Source organism: Sorangium sp. So ce836, assembly GCF_028553905.1.
Lineage (GTDB): Bacteria > Myxococcota_A > Polyangia > Polyangiales > Polyangiaceae > Sorangium > Sorangium cellulosum_D.
This window is the reverse complement of record NZ_CP102233.1, coordinates 2,557,337-2,577,135: the sequence shown is the minus strand read 5'-3', so window position 1 is coordinate 2,577,135 and position 19,799 is coordinate 2,557,337. Positions and strand designations below refer to the sequence as shown.

The following is a 19,799-nucleotide window of genomic DNA, read 5'->3' as shown; positions in this document are numbered from 1 at the left end:
GTCTGGCCGGTGAACGCTTACTCCCCATTAACGGCCGGCGGGAGAGGCGCGCTTGCGGCGCGCAAATCAATGACAGAGCAATCATTTACGTCGACGGGACCGCAATGGCGTCACGGATCCGTGACAGCCCGCATTCACGGTTGTTCCAGGAGCTCACCGGTGGCATTTCGGCCGCCGCATCGGTAGGGGCTTCGCCGCTGCGAGCCCGGGGAGCTGGCAATGATGGGTCAAGGTCGGCGTTGGGTGACGATGAGGTCGATGGTGCTGTTGCTCGGGGTCGTGTCCATAGCCGGGTACAGCTGCGGAGGTGACGACACCGGTGAGCCCCCGGGGGGCACGAGCGGCGGCGGCGCTACCAGCGGTGGTGACGGCGGCGGCAGCGGCGGTACCGGCGGCAGCAGCGGGGTCGCGGGCGGCGATAACGGCGGAGGCGGCGGCAGCGGCGGCACCGGCGGAGGCGGCGGCACCGGCGGTACCGGCGGTACCGGCGGCACCGGCGGTGACGGGGGGGGCACGCAGCCGCGTCTATGCACCCCGGCCCGATCGCACGAACCGATCCCGCAGCGCCACTCGGCGACGGTCGAAGATGCCCTCGATACCTTCAGCAACCTCTCGGGGGAGATCGAGATTCAATGTGGCAACTGCCACAAAGCCCCAGCAGAGCAAGGAGATTTCTCCTACACGGGCACCCCGGAGAACCTGTGCAACGCGCGCGGCAAGAGCGGCAAGACGCCCGATGACGTCATGCTCAGCGGGGAGATGCCCTACATGATCGGCGGGCAAGAGGCCCTCGGCCGGCGGCTCCAGGCGTGGATCGCGCAGGGGTGCCCCACCGGCACGTACGTCCTCCCGAAGGGTGACATGGAGGTCGATCCGGACGGAGATTTCGTGACCCCGCGCGAGATCGGCGATGCGCTGACCGAGCTCGGGAACTGCATCCCCGACGCCGAGATCGTCGGTCGAGACGAGGAGGTGGACGAGCGCTTCGCTGCGATGCAATCGTTCGAGGACCTCCCGGTCAAGCTGTCGGAGACCGATTTCGTCTCGCTGGACGCCGAGGTGCTCGCGCGCAGGGGGACGCTCGCCTACGCGCCGACCTACCCTCTCTGGTCGGACGACGCGGCGAAGCTGCGCCTCGTGCACGTCCCGGCGGGGCAGGCCATCACGTACGACCCGGAGGCGAAGAAGCTCCGCATCCCCCCGAACACCCGCCTCTACAAGACCTTCTTCAGGGCCGTGGTCGAGCCCGACGGCGTCACGCGATACCGCAAAATGGAGACGCGCCTCATCGTGACGCGCGAACAGGCCGAGGACGCGCTCTTCGGCACGTACGTGTGGAACGCGGAGGAGACGAGCGCGAAGCTCCTCGGGACCGGGCTCGATCCGGCGTCACCGGACAGCAGGGAGCTCTACCTGAACGGAGAGCCGTTCCCCGACTACGTCCGCCCTTACACGGCCGACGAGACCACCGGGGCGGTGCAGAGCTACGCCGTGCCCGGCGCGACGCGATGTGTGGCGTGCCACACGGGCTCGGAGAGCGAGAGCTTCGTCCTCGGCATCACGCCCTTCCAGCTCCACAAGCGACCGAAGGGGGAAGGCGGCGTCTACACGCCGGACGTGCTCGCCGACGAGCTCAATCAGCTCGAGCGTCTCCTCGCGTACGGTGTCGTGCGCGGCACGTTGGCGACCCTCACGCCCGACGACTTCCCCAAGCTGGAAGACTCTGCGCTGCCCCGCCGGGCACGCAACGCCGACGAGCTGAACATGCAGGCCTACATGGCGGGCAACTGCGCCCATTGCCATAACCCGCGCGGCTATGCGGTGGCGAGCAAGGCGACGCTGCGAGGCCTGGACATGTCGCCTGGCGGGAGCGTCTTCGGGTTTCCCATGGATGCCACGGGCTCGGACGGGCGGTCCTACTTTCCTCCTACGCGCGTGTCCGTCGATGAGCTCTCCATCCAGAACTTGGTCCCGAACGGGGGGATCTACAGTCGGGTCGTCCTGCCCACGGGAGCGTGGACTCTCCGCGAATTCGGCCTGCCCGTGAGCAACGAGGAGTTAGGCTCATTCTTCATTCTCCACATGCCGATGCATACGGCGTCTGTGGACTGCCGCCTGCCGGTCCTCGTGGCGCGCTGGTGGGCGTCGGTGCCGCGCGATTACGAGCGCGGGGGACAGGAGGCGCCGGAGGATCCGGAGGCGATCGAGCTCGCCATGCGCTTGGCGGACGCCGCGGAGGCGCGCGCCCTTCGGGACTGCGAGCAGCATCGCGATATCGGGTGGGTGCTCGAGGACACGACCGAGCGCTATCCGTATGTCCCGCGCAACATCGACTGGAAGACGAAGCTCGACGACTGGATACGCGCGGAGGAGATGACGAGCGAGCACGAGGCGCTGGCGAAGAAGGCCTACGCTCAGGGGTACTTCGCCCCACGCTGCGCGTTCCCGGGGGATTCGCCAGAGCCCGAGACAGTGGAGCCGTGGATGATCAATCAGGGGACCGGGAGACCGCGCCAGCCGTGGAGCGCGATCTACTGGTCCAACCCGGGGGAGCATATCTACGCTGGTATCTGCTCGAACTGCCATGGGATTTACGGAGACGCCCAGACCGGCGCAGCCAGAGCGCTCCGCGCGACCTCCGGGGCGAGGGTGGCGAGCTTCGTGGACGGGCTCTTCGGCCCGCGCTGGGCACCCAACGAGAACCTCGCCACGTTCCATGGGCCCGACGCGGGGGAGGACGACCTCGGCCCCGATGGGGCGGCGAAGTACCTCGTCTGGATGGCGACCGGGGGCACTACCGTCTCGTTCGGCCGTACCCCGGAGGAGGAAAGGACCTTCTTCAATGTCTTCGTGAACAATCGGATCGTGACCGCGGTGCCGATCCCGCTCGATCTGGAGACCGCGAAGGCCGCCTTCAGGCGATCGAGGGCGAACATGCTCGGCGTCGCGCGCGCCGCCTGCGATGAGATCCGCACCGATGCTCATCGATACGGAGCCCGTTACGACGCCGCGGTCGCGAGCGGAAATTGGAGTAGCATCCTGAGCAGTGTGGTGCCGCCGGAGTTCGGCGTGCCCATGTGGAGGGACGTGTGCACGCTCAGGAATCCTCTCACGGATGAGCTCCGCACCGCGGACGCAAGCTCGCCGGAGGTCGATGCATGGCTCCGGAGAGCGGTCTTCAACGCCGGCGTGATGGCCTACATCTACATGCGTGACGAGCTGACGAAGGGAGTCATCGCGGTTCCGCGTGACGCCTGCGAGCTGAAGTTCCCGAGGCAGTGAATCGTTCTGGCGCGTGCGACGCGCTACACGGAGATGTGTTACGATGAAGATGCGTCAACGATGGCTGATCATAGTGGGTGCGCTGGCCGGGCTTTCGATCTTCACGAGCGCTTGCGGGGACGACGATACCTCATCACCGTCGGGGCAAGGCGGAGGTGGGACCACGAGCGCCAGCGCCAGCACGTCGTCTGGCGGCAGCTCTGACGGCGGCGGCGGCGGAACGGGCGGCAACGACGGCGCGGGCGGCGGCGGGACGGGCGGCGGCGGCGCGGGCGGCGGCGGGACGGGCGGCGGCGGCGCGGGCGGCGGCGGGACGGGCGGCGGCGCGGGCGGCACGGGCGGCGGCGGTATGGGCGGCGGCGCGGGCGGCACGGGCGGCGGCGGTATGGGCGGCGGCGGCGCCAGCAGCACGGGCGGTGCTGGCGGCACGGGCGGCGGCGGCGCCAGCAGCACGGGCGGCGGCGGCGACGCGGGCGGCGCTGGCGGCATCGGCGGCGGCGGTGACGCGGGCGGCGCTGGCGGCATCGGCGGCGGCGGAGACGCGGGCGGCGCTGGCACGGGCGGCGGCGATCCGGAGGAGTGTGGCCTGCCGCCGGACACCGACCCTGAACCCAAGGTCCGGTTCATCAACGCCCTTTTGCCGAATCGCCAGAACACCCCGGTAGGGGCCGGCGACCCGCCTGCGCTCCGCCTCTACGTGAACGGGGCGCCGGTATCCGACATCGAGGCAGTGTCGCCCAGCAGGGTCGCCGCGTCGGTCACGAAGTACGCCAAAGTGACGGCGGGCGCGATCACCTTCTCGGCACAGAGCGATGATGGAACCGGTGGCGCAGGCGACGCGCTCACGATCTCGGCGGATCCGCTGACGGTCGCCCCTGGGGCGCGCTACACGATCGCGGCCATTGGGATCCTGGGCACGACGTCCACCAGCAGTAAGCCGCGGCTTCTCATCGCAGAAGAGAAGTTCACGACGCCTTCATGCAGCGAGGTCGCCTTGCGCTTCGTGAGCGCCGACTCCAACTCTGCGACTCCGAAATCGTTCTACATCGACCGAAGCGCCACGGCCGCCGCGGACCTCGGCTGGTTCACCGCCAGCGCTCCAGAAGGCCTGCTCGTGCCCCTGTCGACCCGGGCGATCACGGTCACCGCGTCGAGGTCCTTCGGTCCGACGGGTCAGGCGCCGTTCTCGCTCTCTGCGGCATCGCTCACCGGCGGGCGATCGTACTTCGTCATCGAGACCGGGGAGCCGACCCGCGTCGCCAATGACGCGCGCGCACACGGCCTGCTCGTCGTCCCGGCGGGGGACGACTCGCCTGCCGTGTTCGTCAGGCGCGATCCGCTCGTCTACCTCTTCCATGCATCGCCGCCGCCCACGCCATCGTCCCTCGTGGTATACTCGGGCGCGGAGAGGATCGCCATCAACCTGAGGTATGCGCAGGTGCCGACGTACACCGATCTGCCGCCGGGGGAGTCGACGCTCTCGCTCGTCGCGCCCGGCTCTGGCACCGGCGAGGGGGGCGCGGGTGACGCCGTGGTAGTCGACGGTCAGCGGACGAGCCCGCTGGACGCCGGCGCGATCTACCTGGGAGGCCTGCTCGGCACCACCGGAGAGACGGGCGACAAGGCGCTGCAGCTCAAGCTGTGGAGGGTTCAGCCGGACCTGACCGGGACGTTCACCACCCCGCGCGTCCTGTTGATCAACGCCTCGGCGAAAGCGCCCTCGGTGGATCTCGGCTACTGGTCGGTCAATGCAGACGGGACCCGAGGCGATACCTTCACACCCGTGCTCACCGACGTCGCGTACGCGTCGGCGAGCGCCATCACCGGCGTCGATTTCGTGCCGCCGCGCGCCGCCGACCAGCAATGGTTAGGAGTTCGACCGGCCGGATCGGCCGACGCCATCCGGAGCGTTATGAAAACCCTGCCAACGAACTGGTATGCCGCTGTCCTCCTGGGAGACTGGACCTCATCCGACCCAGCGAGCGCCGCGCAGCTCATGTTCGTGAGAAGCTTCGGCATCGTCCCCGCGGCCACCCAGGTGACGTTACCGAGCCCCTGACCGGCGCCCCTGACCGGCCGAAATCCTGCGCCCCCCTTCGACCGTACTGATTTCCTCCCCGCGCACCCTTACGATACGCAGCTTGCCTGACGGCCTGCCCGAGCGGCAGGCGCCGCCCGACGCGCGCTGCGCGTCGGCTCCTCCTGACCAGGGTGCACATGAAGAAAGTTGTCGGAGCGCTGTTGATGGGATCATGGCTTCTCACGGCCGCCGCGTGCGGCGACGACGGGCCGACCGAGCCGCCCTCGGGCACGGGAGGGGGCGGCGGCGCGGACGACGGCGGGAGCGGCGGAGACGGCGGGCGCGGCGGAGACGGCGGAGCCGGCGGCGACGGCGGCAGCGGCGGCGACGGCGCCGCCGGCGGTGCGCCCAGGGGCATCCGTTGCCCTGGCTCGGACCTCGTGTGCCCCGAGGGCACGCGGTGCCAGGTCGACGCGGAGGGCAAGCCGTCGGGCTGCACGGCCGCGTGCGACGAGGCGCGCGCCTGCGGCGACGCGGCGTGCTGCAGCGCCGGCGCCGCGTGCGTGGACGGCGGCTGCGCGGCGGCGGACCTCGTGCTCGAGCCCGCGCAGGGCGGAGAGCCCGTCACGTTCGCCGCGATCACCGTGGGCGAGGACGCGTGCGAGCTGCTGCACGGCTGCGTCGGCGCGAGCGGGCGGCGGGCGCTCATGCGCTTCGACGTCTCGCTCAGGAACGCCGGCGACGTGCCGCTCGAGCTCGGCGTGCCCTCGGAGAGCGCCGTGTTCGAGCCGAATTTCTGCGAGGACAGCTACGTCGTCCCGCGCTTCTTCCGCGCGCGCCTCACGCAGGGCGAGGCGGCGGTCGCCGAGGCCGAGCTCGACGCGCGCTGCGTCGCGATGCAGGGCGGCCAGTACAGCTGCAACGCGCAGGGCCTCGGCCCCGGAGAGCGCGTCGATCAGCCCGGCACCGTCGCGTGCAACGCCCTCGACGTGACCGGCGTGCCGGCCGGGCTCTACGAGCTCGAGATCACCGTCAACCCGAACAGGGCGATCGCGGAGGCGAGCTTCGACAACAACACGATCGTCCTGCCCGTCGACTACCCCGCCTGCGACGGCACGATGTGCGGCGGCGCGTGCTGCCCGAGCGGCCACGCGTGCGTGGACGGCGTCTGCATGGTGCCCGACCTGCGCCCGAACAAGGAGCGCATCGTCGACACGGTCCGCTTCTCGTACCAGACGTTCGCCGCGGACGCGTGCGAGATCGTGGAAGGGTGCATCGCGGGCCCCGGCAGGCGGCACCTCCTCCAGTTCGAGGGGCGCATCGAGAACGCAGGCCCCGGCCACCTCGACCCGGGTCCCGAGTTCGACAACCCGCTCTTCGAGTACGCGCAGTGCCACGGGCACTTCCATTTCAGGGAGTTCACCGATTACCGGCTGGTCGACGCGGACGGCGAGGTCATCGCGCAGGGCCACAAGCAGGCGTTCTGCCTGACGGACATGGATCCGCTCGATTTCGAGTCCCCGGCGCCGCCGGGCTTCCCGACCTCGGGGGGCACGGGGTGCAACTTCCTGAGCGCGGGGTGGGCCGACGTCTACCCCGTCGGCACGCCGTGCCAGTGGGTCGACGTGACGGACGTGCCCGAGGGGGATTACATCCTCCGTGTCGCCGTCAACCCGACCGGCGCGGTCGCCGAGCAGTCGATCGAGAACAACGTGGTCGAGGTGCCCGTCCACGTCCCGGCGTACACGGCCTGCGTGCCCGAGCCGGAGATCTGCGGGGACCTCGTGGACCAGGACTGCGACGGGGTCCCCGACAACGGCTGCGGGGGCGCGGGGTGCGTGGTGCCGCTCCCCGAGGTGTGCGGCAACGAGGTCGACGAGAACTGCAACGGCGTGCCGGACGACGGCTGCGCGCCGATCCCGGGCGCCGACAGCTGCGAGACGCCGGGGGAGCTCGCGGAGTCGATGGATTACGCCGCGCAGATCACCGCGGAGAACACGTCGGACGTGGCCCTTTCGTGCGGCGGCGGGGGCGGCGAGGTGTTCTTCCGGTTCACGCTGCCGTCCGAGCAGGTCGTCTACCTCGGGACCCTGGAATCCGAGATCGACACGGTGCTCGCGGTGCTCGAGGGCGACGGGTGCGGCGGCGCCCCGGTCGGCTGCGCGGCCCGGAGCTGCGGCGATCGCATGCTGGGCGCGCACTTCGCGGCGAAGCTCCCGGCCGGTACCTACACGGTGGTGGTCAAGGCCGTGAGGCCCGGGGACTCCGGCCTGGTGCGCCTCCGGTTCGAGCGCCCGACGTGCCTCGGCGAGCGCGCCGAGGTGATCGCGGGCAGCGGCCTCATCGGCGGTGACACCACCGGGGCGCCGATCCCTCCAGCGTCCGTGTGCGGCCCGAGCAGCCCCGAGCAGCCGTACTATCTCCCCGTATGCCCGGGGGTCCCCATCCTGGTGTCCTCGTGCGGCCTGACGGACTTCCCGATGAGGCTGAAGACCGCGGACGATGCGTGCAATCCGGTCAACGTCCAGTGCTCCGCCGCGGCCAACGCGTGCGCCGGCGCGCCGGACGGCGCCAACGCCTCGGTCTTCGGGCTGCGGCTGGGAGGGGGCCTCGGCTCCATCACCGTGAGCGGACGCACGCCGGTGGATTTCGGGCCGTACCAGCTCTTCGTCACGCAGTTCTTCTGACCGGGCGCGCCGCCGGCGTGACCCGCGCGGCGGCGCTCCTCCCGCTCCACGGGCGAAGTTTGCGCTCGGCCTCGGGCGATCTGCGCTAGAACCGCGCCCATGCGAGCCAACCATCCGTCCGAACGGAGGCGCCTCCGGGCGCTCTCGTCCCTGTCCAGCGCGCTCGTCGCCGCGCTCGGCCTGACGTTGCCCGGCTACGCCGCGCCCCCCGCCGCAGCCCCCCCGGCCGCGGCCGCGCAGCCCGCGGCGGCTGCGCCCGGGGCCAAGCCGGCCGCGCCGGCGCCGGCCGGGGCGACGCCGGCCACGACCAGCGTGAGCGTCATGATCCCGGTCGAGAAGTACACGCTGGAGAACGGGCTCGAGGTGATCCTGCACGAGGATCGCCGCACGCCCGTCGTCGCCGTCAACCTCTGGTACCACGTCGGCTCCAAGGACGAGCCGAAGGGCAAGAACGGCTTCGCCCACCTCTTCGAGCACATCATGTTCCAGGGCTCGAAGCACGTCGGCGAGGACATGTTCTTCAAGTACCTGGAGCGCGCCGGCGCGAGCGATCGCAACGGGACGACCAACGCCGACCGCACGAACTACTTCGAGACCGTCCCGGCCAACGAGCTCGGGCTCGCGCTCTGGCTGGAGAGCGACCGGATGGGGTGGCTGCTCGATCACGCGAACGAGGAGACGTTCGCGAGCCAGCGCAACGTCGTGAAGAACGAGCGCCGCCAGAACTACGAGAACGCTCCGTACGGCCTCGTGCCGCAGTTCCTCCGCGCGGCCATGTTCCCGGAGAGCCACCCCTACCACCTGCTGACCATCGGCACGCCCGAGGACCTCGACGCCGCGCGGATGGAGGACGTCCGGGCCTTCTTCAAGACGTTCTACGTGCCGAACAACGCGACCCTCGTCGTGGCGGGCGACATCGATCGCGCCCGGGCGAAGGAGCTCGTCGAGAAGTACTTCGGCCCGATCCCGAAGGGCGCCCCGCCGCCCGTCGTGTCGAAGCCCGACCCCGGCGATCTCGCGACCGAGAAGCGCCTCGAGATCGAGGCGGACGTGGAGCTGCCCCGCGTGACGATCAGCTGGGTGACGCCGCCGATGTTCGCGCCCGGCGACGCGGCGCTCGACCTCGTCGCCAACGTCCTCGCCTCGGGCAAGACGAGCCGGCTGTACAAGAAGCTCGTCTACGATCTCCAGATCGCGCAGGACGTGTTCGCGGCCCAGCAGTCGAGCCAGCTCGCCAGCACGTTCCAGATCACGGCCACGCTGAAGAAGGGCAAGTCGCCCGAGCAGGCGCTGAAGCTGATCGACGCCGAGCTCGAGAAGCTGCGCAAGGCGCCGCCGACGCAGGACGAGCACGACCGGGCCCGGGCGAAGCTGCTCTCGGACCTGATCTTCGGCATGGAGCAGGTGACCAACCGCGCGAACGCCATCAACAACTACAACCAGCTCGCCGGCGATCCGGGGTACTTCCCGAAGGACGTGGCCAGATACGAGCAGGTCGCGGCCGCCGACCTCCAGAAGGCGGCCGCGGATCTCCTGCCCCAGGGCAGGCGCGTGATCGCGCTCGTCACGCCGAAGCCGGGCGCCCCGAAGGCCGGGCGCCTCGTGAAGCCCACCCCGGCGGCCGCTGCGCCGGCGGCCGCGAAGCCCGCGGCGGCGTCGGCGGCCGCTGCGCCGGCGGGCGCGAAGCCCGCGGCGGCGGCGCCCGCGGCGCCGGCAGCACCGGCGGCCGACCGGCCCGAGCCCGCGCCGGCCATCAAGAAGCCCGCGGGCGACAAGCCCGCCGTCGACAAGCCCGCGGCCGGCACGGCCGCGCCGAAGGGGGGTTGAGCCATGCGCATGAAACGAATCCTCTCCGTCTCGCTCGCCGCCGCGGCGCTCGCCGCCTGCGCCTCGAACCCGCCGGCGCCGCCCGCCGCGACCGCCAAGGCGCCGCCCGCGCCGCCCACCGCCGCGGCGCAGCCGCCCGCGCCGGCGGACGCCTTCCGTCGATCGCCGCCGCCCCCCGGGCCGGAGGTGGTCTTCGTGCCGCCCCGCATCGAGGAGGCGAAGCTCGCGAACGGGATCCGCGTCCTCGTCGTGGAGCGGCACGAGCTGCCGATCGTCGCGGTGGACGTGACCACCGTCCGGGGCGCCGACCAGGCCGATCCGGGCGTCGGCGCGTTCGCGGGGGCGATGCTCACGCAGGGCACCAAGACCCGCACCGCGCTCCAGTTCAGCGACGCGCTCGGCAAGCTCGGCGCGAGCTTCTCGTCCGGGGTCAACTTCGACGGCGGCGGCGTGCAGGGCCAGAGCTTGACGCCGCGCTTCGGCGAGATGCTCACGCTGCTCGGCGACGCGTACATGAACCCGGCGTTCGCGCCGGCCGAGATCGAGCGCGAGCGATCGCGCCGCATCACCCAGCTCGCCGAGCTGAACGACCGGCCCGCGTCGCTCCTCTCCATCGCCCAGGGCCTGGTCCTCTACCCCGAAGGTCACCCGTACAGCGCGCCGCTGATCGGCACCGAGGCGGCGCTGAAGAAGATCACGGCGGGCGCCCTCGCGCGGTTCCACGCCGCGCAGTTCCGGCCGGAGCTGACGACCGTCGCCATCGCCGGGAACATCACCAAGGCCGACGCGGTGAAGGAGGTGGAGCGGGTCTTCGGCGCCTGGAAGGGCCCGATCGGCGCGCCGCCCGCCCCGGCGAAGGCGGAGCTCCCCGCCGAGCCGCCGGCGCTCGCGGCGGGCGCGCCGCGCGTCGTGATCGTCGACCGGCCCGGGCTCACGCAGTCGTCGGTGACGGTGACGCTGCCGGGCGTGCCGCGCGCGACAAAGGACTACGACGCGCTCCTCGTGATGAACACCCTCCTCGGCGGGCAGTTCTCGAGCCGGCTCAACCTGAACCTGCGCGAGAAGCACGCCTACACCTACGGCGCGCGCTCCAGCTTCGACATGCGCCACGGGGCGGGCCCGTTCTCGGCGGCCGGCGCCGTCGTGCGGGAGAACACCGGCCCCGCCGTGAAGGAGATCCTCGCCGAGATCGAGCGGATGCGGAGGGAGCCGGTCACGATCGAGGAGCTCGCGGACGCCAAGGCGAACCTCATCCGCCAGCTGCCGGCCCGCTTCGAGACGGCGGGCGCGACCGCGTCGACGGTGGCGAGCCTCGCGGTCTACGATCTGCCGCTCGACGAGTTCGCGACGCGGCCGGCGCGGATCCAGCGGATCACGCCCGCGGACGTGCAGCAGGTCGCGCAGAAGTACCTCGTGCCCAAGCAGCTCCGGGTCGTGCTGGTGGGCGACGCCGGCGCCGTCGAAGGACAGCTCTCGGCGCTGCAGCTCGGCGAGGTCATCGTCCAGAAGGCGCCGGGCGCGACGGCCGGCCAGCCGGCGGCCGGCCAGCCGGCGGCCGGCAAGCCCGCGGCGCCCCAGGCCGGCAAGCCCGCGGCGCCCCAGGCCGGCAAGCCCGCGGCGCCCCAAGCCGGCAAGCCCGCGCAGCCGGCAGCTCCCCCCGCAGCGAAGAAGCCGTGAGAGCCGCGGCGCCGCTCGCCGGCGCGTGCGCGCTCGTGTGGAGCACGACGGCCGCCGCGCAGGCAGGCCCGGCGGCGCCCGACTGGGCGTTCGGAGCGCCGGGCGGCGAGGTGGCCGTCGCCGCCGTCTGCACGGCCTCGCTCGGGGCGTACCTGCTCCCCCAGCGCCGCTCGACGTGGGGCGCCGCCTCCAGCGAGGAGCGCGACGAGACCATCGGCCTCGTCAGCGACATCACCGGCGCCGCCGTGGGCACGCTGCTCGTCCTCGGCAGCGGGTACGCGCTCGAGGGCAGCTATCTCGCGGGCGCCGGCGTCCGCCGCCCCTTCTCGCGGGCGCTCAGGACGTCGCTGATCGAGGTCGAGGCCGCGGCGCTGTCGACCGGCCTCTCGAGCATGATCAAGCGCCTGTCGGGCCGGTGCCGGCCGCGCTCGTGGCGGACCGATCGATGCGGAGACACCGACCTCGACTTCGACGCCTTCCCGTCAGGCCACACCACCCCGGTCGCCGCCATCGCGGGCGCGCGGCTCAACCTCGCGCTGCGCACGACCGGCGACGCCGCGCCGCGCCTCGGCGCGCTGGCGATCGCCGAGGCGGCCACCGTGGTGACGATGGCGCTGCGGATCGGCTCGGGCGCGCACTCGTGGCAGGACGTCGGCGCCGGCATGATCCTGGGCCACGTGACGGGCTTCGCGATCGCGGCCATCCACCCGATCGCGCCGAGCGAGGCGCCATATGCGGCAGGCCCGCCGCCCGAGCCGACGCCGGAGCCGGCCGCGTTCACCTGGTCGTGGACGTTCTGAACGGTCGGGCGCGCGCCGCCGAGCCGACATCTCCGTCCTTTCCCGCGTGCCGTCGCGTCCAGAGGGCGGGCGGCGTTCGAGGGCGACGGGCGGCGCGCGGCTGGAGGCGCCGGCGCGCGCGGGCGGGCCGGCGGGCCGCGATCCATGCTCGCGCCATGCCCATCTTCGAGAAGCGCACGCGCATCGCCGCGCCCCCCGAGCGGGTCTTCGCCTTCCACGAGGAGCCCGACGCGCTGGAGCGGCTCATGCCCCCCTGGGAGAAGGCGCGCGTCCTGGAGAAGACCGGCGGCATCCTCGTCGGCGCGCGCGTGGTCCTGGAATCGCGCGTCGGCCCCGTCCCGGTGCGCTGGGTCGCGGAGCATACCCGGTACGAGCAGGGCAGGATGTTCCAGGACGCGCAGCGCAGCGGCCCCTTCAAGCGCTGGGTCCACACCCACCGCACGGACCCCGACGGCTCGGGCGGTTGCTATCTCACCGACCACGTGGAGTACGAGCTCCCGCTCGGGGCCCTCGGCCGGCTCGGCGGCGGCCGCTTCGTCCGGCGCAAGCTGGAGCGGATGTTCGACTACCGCCACGAGGTGACGCGGCGGGCCTGCGAGGCCCCGCCGCAGTAGCCCCACCGCGATGGCCACCGCGGCGGCCATCGCCGGGCGCGCCCGGCGCGCCGCGCACGGCCGTCGCGCCGCGCACGGCCGTCGCGCCGCGCACGGCTATCAGCCGCTGCCCTGCGTCAGCGGCGCGGATCGCCCTCGGGCCGTCCCCCCGGGTGCGCCGGATCGAACTGCGCCGGCCGGTCTTCGTGCGGCCCGTCCGCCGTGTATCCCCGCTGCGAGGCGCCCTGCTGGCGAGCGATCTTCTCGACGTCGCTCGATCCCTGCGTCGTCTCGTCGTCGAGGTGCCGCGTCGGCGCCCCCGGCGCCTGCTGTTCGCTGCCGACGTGCTGCTCAGCCTGCTTGCGCGGTCCTGCGTGCTCTTTCGTGGGTTTCATGATGTCACCCTGGAGCCCGATCGCTGACTGTAAAGCCCCTGGTTGCCAGGCGGGCGCCGGCCCCACGTTCCTCGCAATGCCGCGTCACGCGGCGGCGGCACCGACCTTCGTGCTCTTCCACGGAGGGCGAGATCTCGATCGTCGCAGCGGCGTGACCTCGCGCGCCGATCTGGAGCGCTGGATCGCGGGCCAGACCGGACAGCCCTCCACGCGCGCAAGCCACGCCTGAGCCCGCGTCGCGCGACGGACGGGAGCGGGGCGAGTCCTCGAGAGACGCGGGACCAGCGGGGCGCCGGGTGGACACCCCCGGTGCGCTTGCCATCGAGCGCCGCGCAGCGGTGAAGCAAACGCGGCGGTGAGGGCTCGTTGATTCCGCGCTGCGCGACGCGCCCATTTGGGTTTCTGCGTGGCCCCGATGCGCTGCAAATGGCGTGAGCGCGGGTGGGCGAACAGAACTTGGCCGGCGACCGCCCTCTCGGCGTAGTCACGGCGCCGTGCCGAGCACACCGCACGAGGTCCTGATCGTCGCATTGCGTGAGCAACCGGGGTTGCTCGGCGCGCTCGTCTCCAAGCTCACCGGCGTGAAGCTTCCGCGGAGCCTCAAGCCGGCCGACGCCACGCTCCGCTTCGTGAAGCCCGCAGAGCTGCGGCTCGATCTCGTGCTTCAGGGCGGCCGGCGCCGCTGGGTCCTGGTCGAGCTGCAGCGCGGCGTCGATCCGGCCAAGCGGCGGCGGTGGCCCCTCGCGGCCAGCCTGCTCTTCAGTCAGACCGGCGCGCTGGGCGACGTGATCGTCATCACCGCGCGCCGCGCCGTCGCCCGCTGGGCCGAGCGCGTCGCGTGCGTGCGCACGCGCCTCGGGACTGAGCTCCAACTCAGGCCGGTCGTGCTCCACCTCGGCGCCGACGAGGGCAAGGCGCTGCTCGACGAGCGCCACCCCGAGCTCGCGCTCTTCGCGGCGTGGGCCATGCAGCACCGCCATGGGCCCGGGGCGCGCGCCGTCGTCGAGCGGGCGTTCGAGCTGACCGAGCGGCTGCCGCGCGCGTTGCGACGGGCCCAGCAGCGTGCGATCCTCTCCGTGCTCAGCGAGCGGATGCTGGAGCTCCTCAGGGAGGCCTCGATGAACCCCGACAAGATCCCGGAAACCCCCGCCGCCAGGAAGTTGCGCCTCTTCCTCGAAGCGCAGGGGCGGAAGAAGGGCCGGGCCGAGGGCGAGGCCAAGGGCAGGGCCGAGGGCCGGGCCGAGGGCGAGGCCAAGGGCAGGGCCGAGGGCCGCCAAGACGCGCTGCTCACGCTGCTGCGGGCGCGCGGGCTCTCGCCCTCGCACGACGACGAAGCGCGCATCCGGGCCTGCGCCGACGCAGCGAAGCTCGACCGGTGGATCGCGCAGGCCGCCACCGCGACGACCGTGCGCGAGGCCCTCGGGACGAGGACCCACAGCGCGAGGGCTCGCCCCCGCACGCCGGCTCGCTCTCGGCAGTCCCCCGCGTCGCGCTCCTGAACCGCGCCGGAGGCGCCTCAGCCGCTCCACGCAGCTGAGCGCCCGCCCCCGCCTCCCCGAGCAGACGCGCCCGCCCCCCCCCCGAGCGGACGCGCCCCGCCGCCGAGCGACGCGCCCCCTAGCTCGTCCCTGGAGCGCGCGACGACGTGCTCGGCTCCCCCCGCCCGAACGCCGCGCCCGCCGCCCCGCCGCGCACCGCGCGGTAGCGCGCCAGCTCGCCGAACTGCGCGAGCCGGGCGCGCACGATGTTCCTGCTGATGCCGAGCAGCCTCGCCGTCTGGAGCTGATTGCGATCGCAATAGCGGTACGCCGTCCGGATGATCGTCTCCTCGATCTGCTCGTGCAGGTTCGGCAGGTTCTGCTCGAACAGCGCCAGCAGCGCGCCCTCCAGCGACGTCGCCTGCGGCGTCGGCCGCACCTGGGACACGGCCTCCGCGCCCCCCCGATCCGACGGCGGAGGGCTCGTCCCCGCCTTCGGCTGGAGCGCCGTCAGGCGCAGATCCGCCGGCGTGACCTCGTGCCCTCTGCAGACCAGGAGCGCGTGGTGCATCGCGTTCTCGAGCTCCCGGATGTTCCCGGGCCACGGGTGCTCCAGGAGCCGCGCCGTCGCCTCCGCCGAGAGCGCGGCCGGCGCCGAGCCGAGCCGCTGCGCGTACAGCTCGAGGAAAAACCGCGCCAGCGGCAGGATGTCGCCCGGCCGCTCGCGCAGCGGCGGGAGCGCGAGCGTCGCCACGTTGAGCCGATAGAAGAGATCCTCGCGGAATTTCCGCGCGATCACCGCCTCCTCCAGGTTCACGTTGGTCGCCGCGATGAGGCGCACGTCGATCGGGATCGGCTGGCGCGAGCCGAGCCGCACCACCTCGCGCTCCTGCAGCACGCGGAGCAGCTTCACCTGGAGCGGCAGCGACAGATCCCCGATCTCGTCGAGGAACAGCGTGCCGCCGTCCGCGGCCTCGAACCAGCCGGCCTTCGAGGTCGTCGCCCCGGTGAAGGCGCCCTTCTCGTGGCCGAACAGCTCGCTCTCGACCAGCGACTCCGACCAGGCACCGCAGTTGACCGCCACGAAGGGCCGGCCCCGCCGGTGGCTGAGCGCGTGGATGTGACGCGCCACGAGCTCCTTTCCCGTGCCGGTCTCCCCGGTCACGAGCAACGTCGCGTCGCTGGGCGCGATCTGACGGATCCGGTCGAGGAGCGCCTGCGACCGGGGATCCTCGAAGACCAGCGCCTTCGCGCGCAGGGAAAGAGCCAGCGAGCTCGGGTTGGGAAGCGTGAGCAACGGCATCGTCATCGGGCTTTACTCACCATGATAGCGGATGTTCCGTCCATTATAACGGACGACCTGGCCGTGCGCCAGAGATCTTTCTCAGGCGCGGCCTTACCGGGGGCCCCGGACGGATCCGGGGCCGCTCGTGCTACGCCTCGAGGAGGTAGCCGCGCACTTCGTCGGTGAGCGCCTTGATGTCGTGATCGGTGCGCGACCGGGGGCGCGGCACGTCGACGGGGACGACGCGCTTGATCCGCCCCGGCCTCGGCTCGAGCACCACGACCCGATCGCCGAGGAACACGGCCTCCTCGACGTCGTGCGTGACGAGGATCATCGTGATCTGCTCCTTTTGCCAGATGCGCTGGAGCTCCTGCTGCAGCTTCGTGCGGGTCAGCGCGTCGAGCGCGCCGAACGGCTCGTCGAGGAGCAGGATCCCCGGCCGGTTGACCAGCCCGCGCGCGATCGCCGCCCGCTGCGCCATCCCGCCGGAGAGCTGGTGCGGGTAGGCCCGCTTGAACGCCGACAGGCCCACGAGCTCGAGGTGATCATCGACCGCGCGGGCCTTCTCGGCCCGCGTCCACGCCGAGTTCTCGAGCCCGAGCGCGACGTTCTGCTCGATGGTGAGCCAGGGGAAGAGCCGGTGCTCCTGGAAGACGATGCCCCGGTCGAGGCTCGTCCCCTCAACGCGCGCGCCGCCGACGAGGATGTCGCCCTCGTACTCGGTGTCCAGCCCGACGAGCAGCCGGAGGAGCGTGGACTTGCCGCAACCGCTCGTGCCCACGACGCTGATGAACTCGCCGGGGTGGATGGTCAACCCGATCCCCTGGAGCACCTCTAGGGACTCGTCCTTGACCACGTATTTCTTGTTCACATCACGGATGTTGATGACTCCAGGCGAGCTCATGGATTCCTCCTCGAAGATGTTCACACGCCGCGGACGCGCCAGCGGAGCAGGCGGTCCTCCGCGGCCGTAGCCAAGAGGTTCAGGCCGAAGCCCACGAGGCCGGACACGATCAGCCCGACCAGCACGACGTCCATCGCGAAGCGCTCGCGCCCGTCGACCATCAGGCTGCCGATGCCCGGCGCGGGCTCGAGCAGGTACTCGGCCCCGAGGGTGCCGAGCCACGCATAGATGAGCGCCTGGTGGACGCCCGCGAAGAGCGACGGCGCGGCGGACGGCAGGACGACCTTGCGGACGACCTGCCAGCGCGAGAAGCGGAGGACGCGCGCCACCTCGATGTGCTCGACACCGACGCTCCGCACGCCCTCATAGGTGTTCACGACGACCGGATAGAAGGCGGAGAGCGCGATGAAGGCGACCTTCGCCTGCTCGCCCACGCCGAGCCACACCGACATGAGCGGGATCCACGCGAACAGCGCGACCTGCTTCGCGGCGTGGAAGCTCGGCGAGAACAGCCTGTCGGCGGTGCGCGAGAGCGCGAGGAGGCCGCCGACCGCCGTGCCAGCCAGCGTCCCGAGCGCGAGCCCGAGGAGATCCCGGCCCAGGCTGGCCCGGAGGTGGGCCCAGAGCTCCCCGCTCTCGTGCTGGGCCTTCGCGGCCTCCCAGACCGCGAGCGGCGGGACCAGGATGCGCGTGTTGGCGAGCTCGTAGCGGCAGACAACGATCCAGGCGGCGACGAAGAAGATGGGCAGGACCAGGCCGCGCCGCAGCCGCGGCTGGATCCATGCGTGCGTGATGGCGCTCATCGTTCGGACCTCGCGGGTGTCACAGGGCGGCGCGCCGCCAGCGGAGGAGGCGGGCCTCGATCTTCTCGAGCCCCTTGTCGAGGACGAGCCCGAGGACGCCGACGACGAGGATCGCCGCGAGCACCACGTCGAGCTGGAAGAGCTGGCGGCCCCAGACGATCAAGAACCCGACGCCCTCGGAGGAGGCCAGGAGCTCGACCGTCACGAGCGACAGCCACGCTTGCGTGAGGCCGTACCGGATCCCGACCGCGATCGACGGGACCGCGGCGGGGAGCACGACCTTCCGGAGCAGCTGGACGTTGCTGAACCGGAAGACCCGGGCGACCTCGATGTACGATCGAGGGACGTTCTTGATGCCCTGGAGCGTGTTGAGCGCGACAGGGATGAGGCTCGCCTGCGCGATGAGGATCAGCTTCAGCGACTCGCCGATGCCCACCACCATCATGAACAGCGGCAGCCACGCGAGCACGGGGACCTGCGCGAGCGCCTTGAAGAGCGGGTGCACGTAGTCCTCGATCCGCCGCGAGAGCCCCATGGCGACGCCGAGCAGCAGGCCGGCCGCGCCGCCGACGGCGAAGCCGCCGAAGACGCGCCCGAGGCTGATGGCGATGTTCGTGTGCAGATCACCCGAGCTCGCGAGCTCGGTCAGCGTCTGGAGGACGAGCCCCGGCGCCGGCAGGATCTGCGGCGGGATCAGCTCCCGCTGCGAGGCGTAGCTCCACGCGAGGAGGAGCGCCGCCGGGAAGATGAGCCCGACGGCGACGTTGCCCACCCGCCGCGACAGGAGCCGCGCGGCGCCGCCCGTGGGCAGCGCCACCTCGGGCGCCGCGAGCTTGTAGGCGGCCTGGGTCTGGCTTTCTTGGATTCCCTGCTGCGTCATCTTGGTTGCCTTTCGATCGTGGCCGTGCGCCGTGCCGCGCGCGCTCCTCTCATTGCCTTCCGGGGTGCTTGACCTTCCCGTTCGCGTCGAACTCGGGCCAGTAGCCCTCGAGGTTCAGCTCCTTGAGCGCCGCGTTCAGGAACCGCAGGTCGATCCACGAATCGACGTCGAACGTGCTCCTGATCAGGCCGAAGCGCTTCGCGTCGGCGACGGCCGCCTTGTAGCGGGAGATCAGGTACTCGTCGAACAGCGGGCTCGCGCGCACCTTGAGCGAGTCGCCCGTCTGGTCCGCCTTGAAGTTCGCGTACGGCGTCCCCGACTTGGACCAGAGCTGGTAGATCGGCGCCGGGTTGGCCTCGTTCTGCGCGATCCAGTGGGCGGCCTGCACGACCACCTTCACGACGCGCTTGGTCACGTCCGGGTACTTGTTCGCGAACTCCTCGGTGACGATCAGGTGAGCGTGCCGCAGGTAGGCCGGCGAGTCGTTCTTCGTCGTGTAGACGATCTTCGCGATCCCCTGGTCCTGGAGCGTGAGGAGGTCGTATCCGCCGAAGGCGGCGTCGATGTCCCTCGTGGCCAGGGCCGCCTTGGCGGTCGCGTTATCCATGTTGAGGATCCGGAGGTCGCGCTCCGACAGCCCGCTCCCCGCGAGGATCTTGTTGACGGCCAGCTGGAGGTTCGTGCCCTTGAAGAGGGCGACCTTCTTCCCCTTGAGGTCGGCGAGCGACGAGATCGGCGAGTCCGAGGGGACGGCCAGGTACGTGTGCTGGCGCGTCGACACGCCCGCGAGCAGCTTCGTCTTGAGCCCCCCTGCCCTGCCGATGCTCGACGGCAGGTCGCCCTGGAGCGCGAAATCGAGGAGGTTGTTCGCGTACGCCTCGTTGACGGCGGGGCCGGCGCCCTTGAAGAAGGACCACTCGATCTTGATGTTGTCCTTCTTGAACTCCTCCTCGAGGAGCCCGCGCGCGTGCACCACGCTGAGGCTGCTGCCGCCCACGAAGGGGCGGTTGCCGATGCCCACGCCGGCGAACGCGACGCGGATGACGCGCGGCGCGTCCGCCCGCGCCGCGTGCGTCGAGAAGGTCAAGAGCGCCGCGATGAAGATCTGTAGAATGATAAGAGCTCGTCTCATGATGTCCTCTCCGAATCCATGGCCGCGCGCCGCGGG

The 19,799-nt window shown here is 71.7% G+C and carries 14 protein-coding genes; 8 read left to right on the top strand and 6 right to left on the bottom strand.

Features of this window, described 5'->3' with window-relative positions:
* The first annotated feature begins 258 nt into the window (after nt 1-258).
* From NQZ70_RS09230 to NQZ70_RS09200, 7 genes are all read left to right on the top strand, one after another.
* On the top strand, nt 259-3,282 hold the full coding sequence (locus NQZ70_RS09230) for a hypothetical protein (RefSeq protein ID WP_207217785.1): 3,024 nt from the start codon (nt 259-261) through the stop codon (nt 3,280-3,282).
* A 43-nt stretch (nt 3,283-3,325) separates the two neighbouring features.
* Nucleotides 3,326-5,341: a DUF4397 domain-containing protein gene (locus NQZ70_RS09225; RefSeq protein WP_165373870.1), complete on the top strand. Its 2,016-nt coding sequence runs from the start codon at nt 3,326-3,328 to the stop codon at nt 5,339-5,341.
* 185 nt (nt 5,342-5,526) lie between these two features.
* The gene (locus NQZ70_RS09220) at nt 5,527-7,989 is read left to right on the top strand and encodes a lysyl oxidase family protein (RefSeq protein ID WP_129573888.1); all 2,463 of its coding nucleotides are present in this window, start codon (nt 5,527-5,529) and stop codon (nt 7,987-7,989) included.
* A gap of 99 nt (nt 7,990-8,088) precedes the next feature.
* A complete protein-coding gene (locus NQZ70_RS09215) occupies nt 8,089-9,816 on the top strand; it encodes a pitrilysin family protein (protein WP_272828110.1) in 1,728 nt (575 codons plus the stop codon).
* 3 nt (nt 9,817-9,819) lie between these two features.
* Nucleotides 9,820-11,493, top strand: coding sequence for a pitrilysin family protein (locus NQZ70_RS09210; RefSeq protein WP_237245168.1), 1,674 nt, complete (start codon nt 9,820-9,822; stop codon nt 11,491-11,493).
* The gene (locus tag NQZ70_RS09205; RefSeq protein ID WP_129573887.1) at nt 11,490-12,293 is read left to right on the top strand and encodes a phosphatase PAP2 family protein; all 804 of its coding nucleotides are present in this window, start codon (nt 11,490-11,492) and stop codon (nt 12,291-12,293) included. The genes NQZ70_RS09210 and NQZ70_RS09205 overlap by 4 nt, the downstream gene beginning before the upstream one ends.
* A gap of 155 nt (nt 12,294-12,448) precedes the next feature.
* Nucleotides 12,449-12,907, top strand: coding sequence for an SRPBCC family protein (locus NQZ70_RS09200; RefSeq protein WP_129573886.1), 459 nt, complete (start codon nt 12,449-12,451; stop codon nt 12,905-12,907).
* 116 nt (nt 12,908-13,023) lie between these two features.
* Here NQZ70_RS09200 and NQZ70_RS09195 read toward each other — a convergent pair whose 3' ends face one another.
* Nucleotides 13,024-13,281 carry a hypothetical protein gene (locus tag NQZ70_RS09195; RefSeq protein WP_129573885.1) on the bottom strand — a complete coding sequence of 86 codons (258 nt, stop codon included), beginning with the start codon at nt 13,279-13,281 and terminating at the stop codon, nt 13,024-13,026.
* Between the two features lie 494 nt (nt 13,282-13,775).
* Here NQZ70_RS09195 and NQZ70_RS09190 point away from each other — a divergent pair, with 494 nt between their 5' ends.
* The gene (locus NQZ70_RS09190; protein ID WP_129573884.1) at nt 13,776-14,780 is read left to right on the top strand and encodes a hypothetical protein; all 1,005 of its coding nucleotides are present in this window, start codon (nt 13,776-13,778) and stop codon (nt 14,778-14,780) included.
* A 118-nt stretch (nt 14,781-14,898) separates the two neighbouring features.
* On the opposite strand, the gene NQZ70_RS09185 is transcribed toward NQZ70_RS09190, so the two are convergent.
* The 5 genes from NQZ70_RS09185 to NQZ70_RS09165 all read right to left on the bottom strand — a co-directional run bounded on the left by NQZ70_RS09185 (nt 14,899) and on the right by NQZ70_RS09165 (nt 19,763).
* Complete coding sequence (locus tag NQZ70_RS09185; protein WP_237245633.1) at nt 14,899-16,062, bottom strand: sigma-54 dependent transcriptional regulator; 1,164 nt, start codon at nt 16,060-16,062, stop codon at nt 14,899-14,901.
* Between the two features lie 130 nt (nt 16,063-16,192).
* Nucleotides 16,193-16,948, bottom strand: coding sequence for an ABC transporter ATP-binding protein (locus NQZ70_RS09180; RefSeq protein WP_129573882.1), 756 nt, complete (start codon nt 16,946-16,948; stop codon nt 16,193-16,195).
* A 20-nt stretch (nt 16,949-16,968) separates the two neighbouring features.
* Nucleotides 16,969-17,751 (bottom strand): ABC transporter permease, encoded by a 783-nt coding sequence (locus NQZ70_RS09175; protein WP_129573881.1) that lies wholly within the window; start codon nt 17,749-17,751, stop codon nt 16,969-16,971.
* Nucleotides 17,752-17,770: 19 nt separating this feature from the next.
* Nucleotides 17,771-18,631, bottom strand: a complete 861-nt coding sequence (locus NQZ70_RS09170) for an ABC transporter permease (RefSeq protein ID WP_129573880.1) — start codon at nt 18,629-18,631, stop codon at nt 17,771-17,773.
* A gap of 49 nt (nt 18,632-18,680) precedes the next feature.
* A complete protein-coding gene (locus NQZ70_RS09165; RefSeq protein WP_129573879.1) occupies nt 18,681-19,763 on the bottom strand; it encodes an ABC transporter substrate-binding protein in 1,083 nt (360 codons plus the stop codon).
* Between the last annotated feature and the right edge of the window lie 36 nt (nt 19,764-19,799).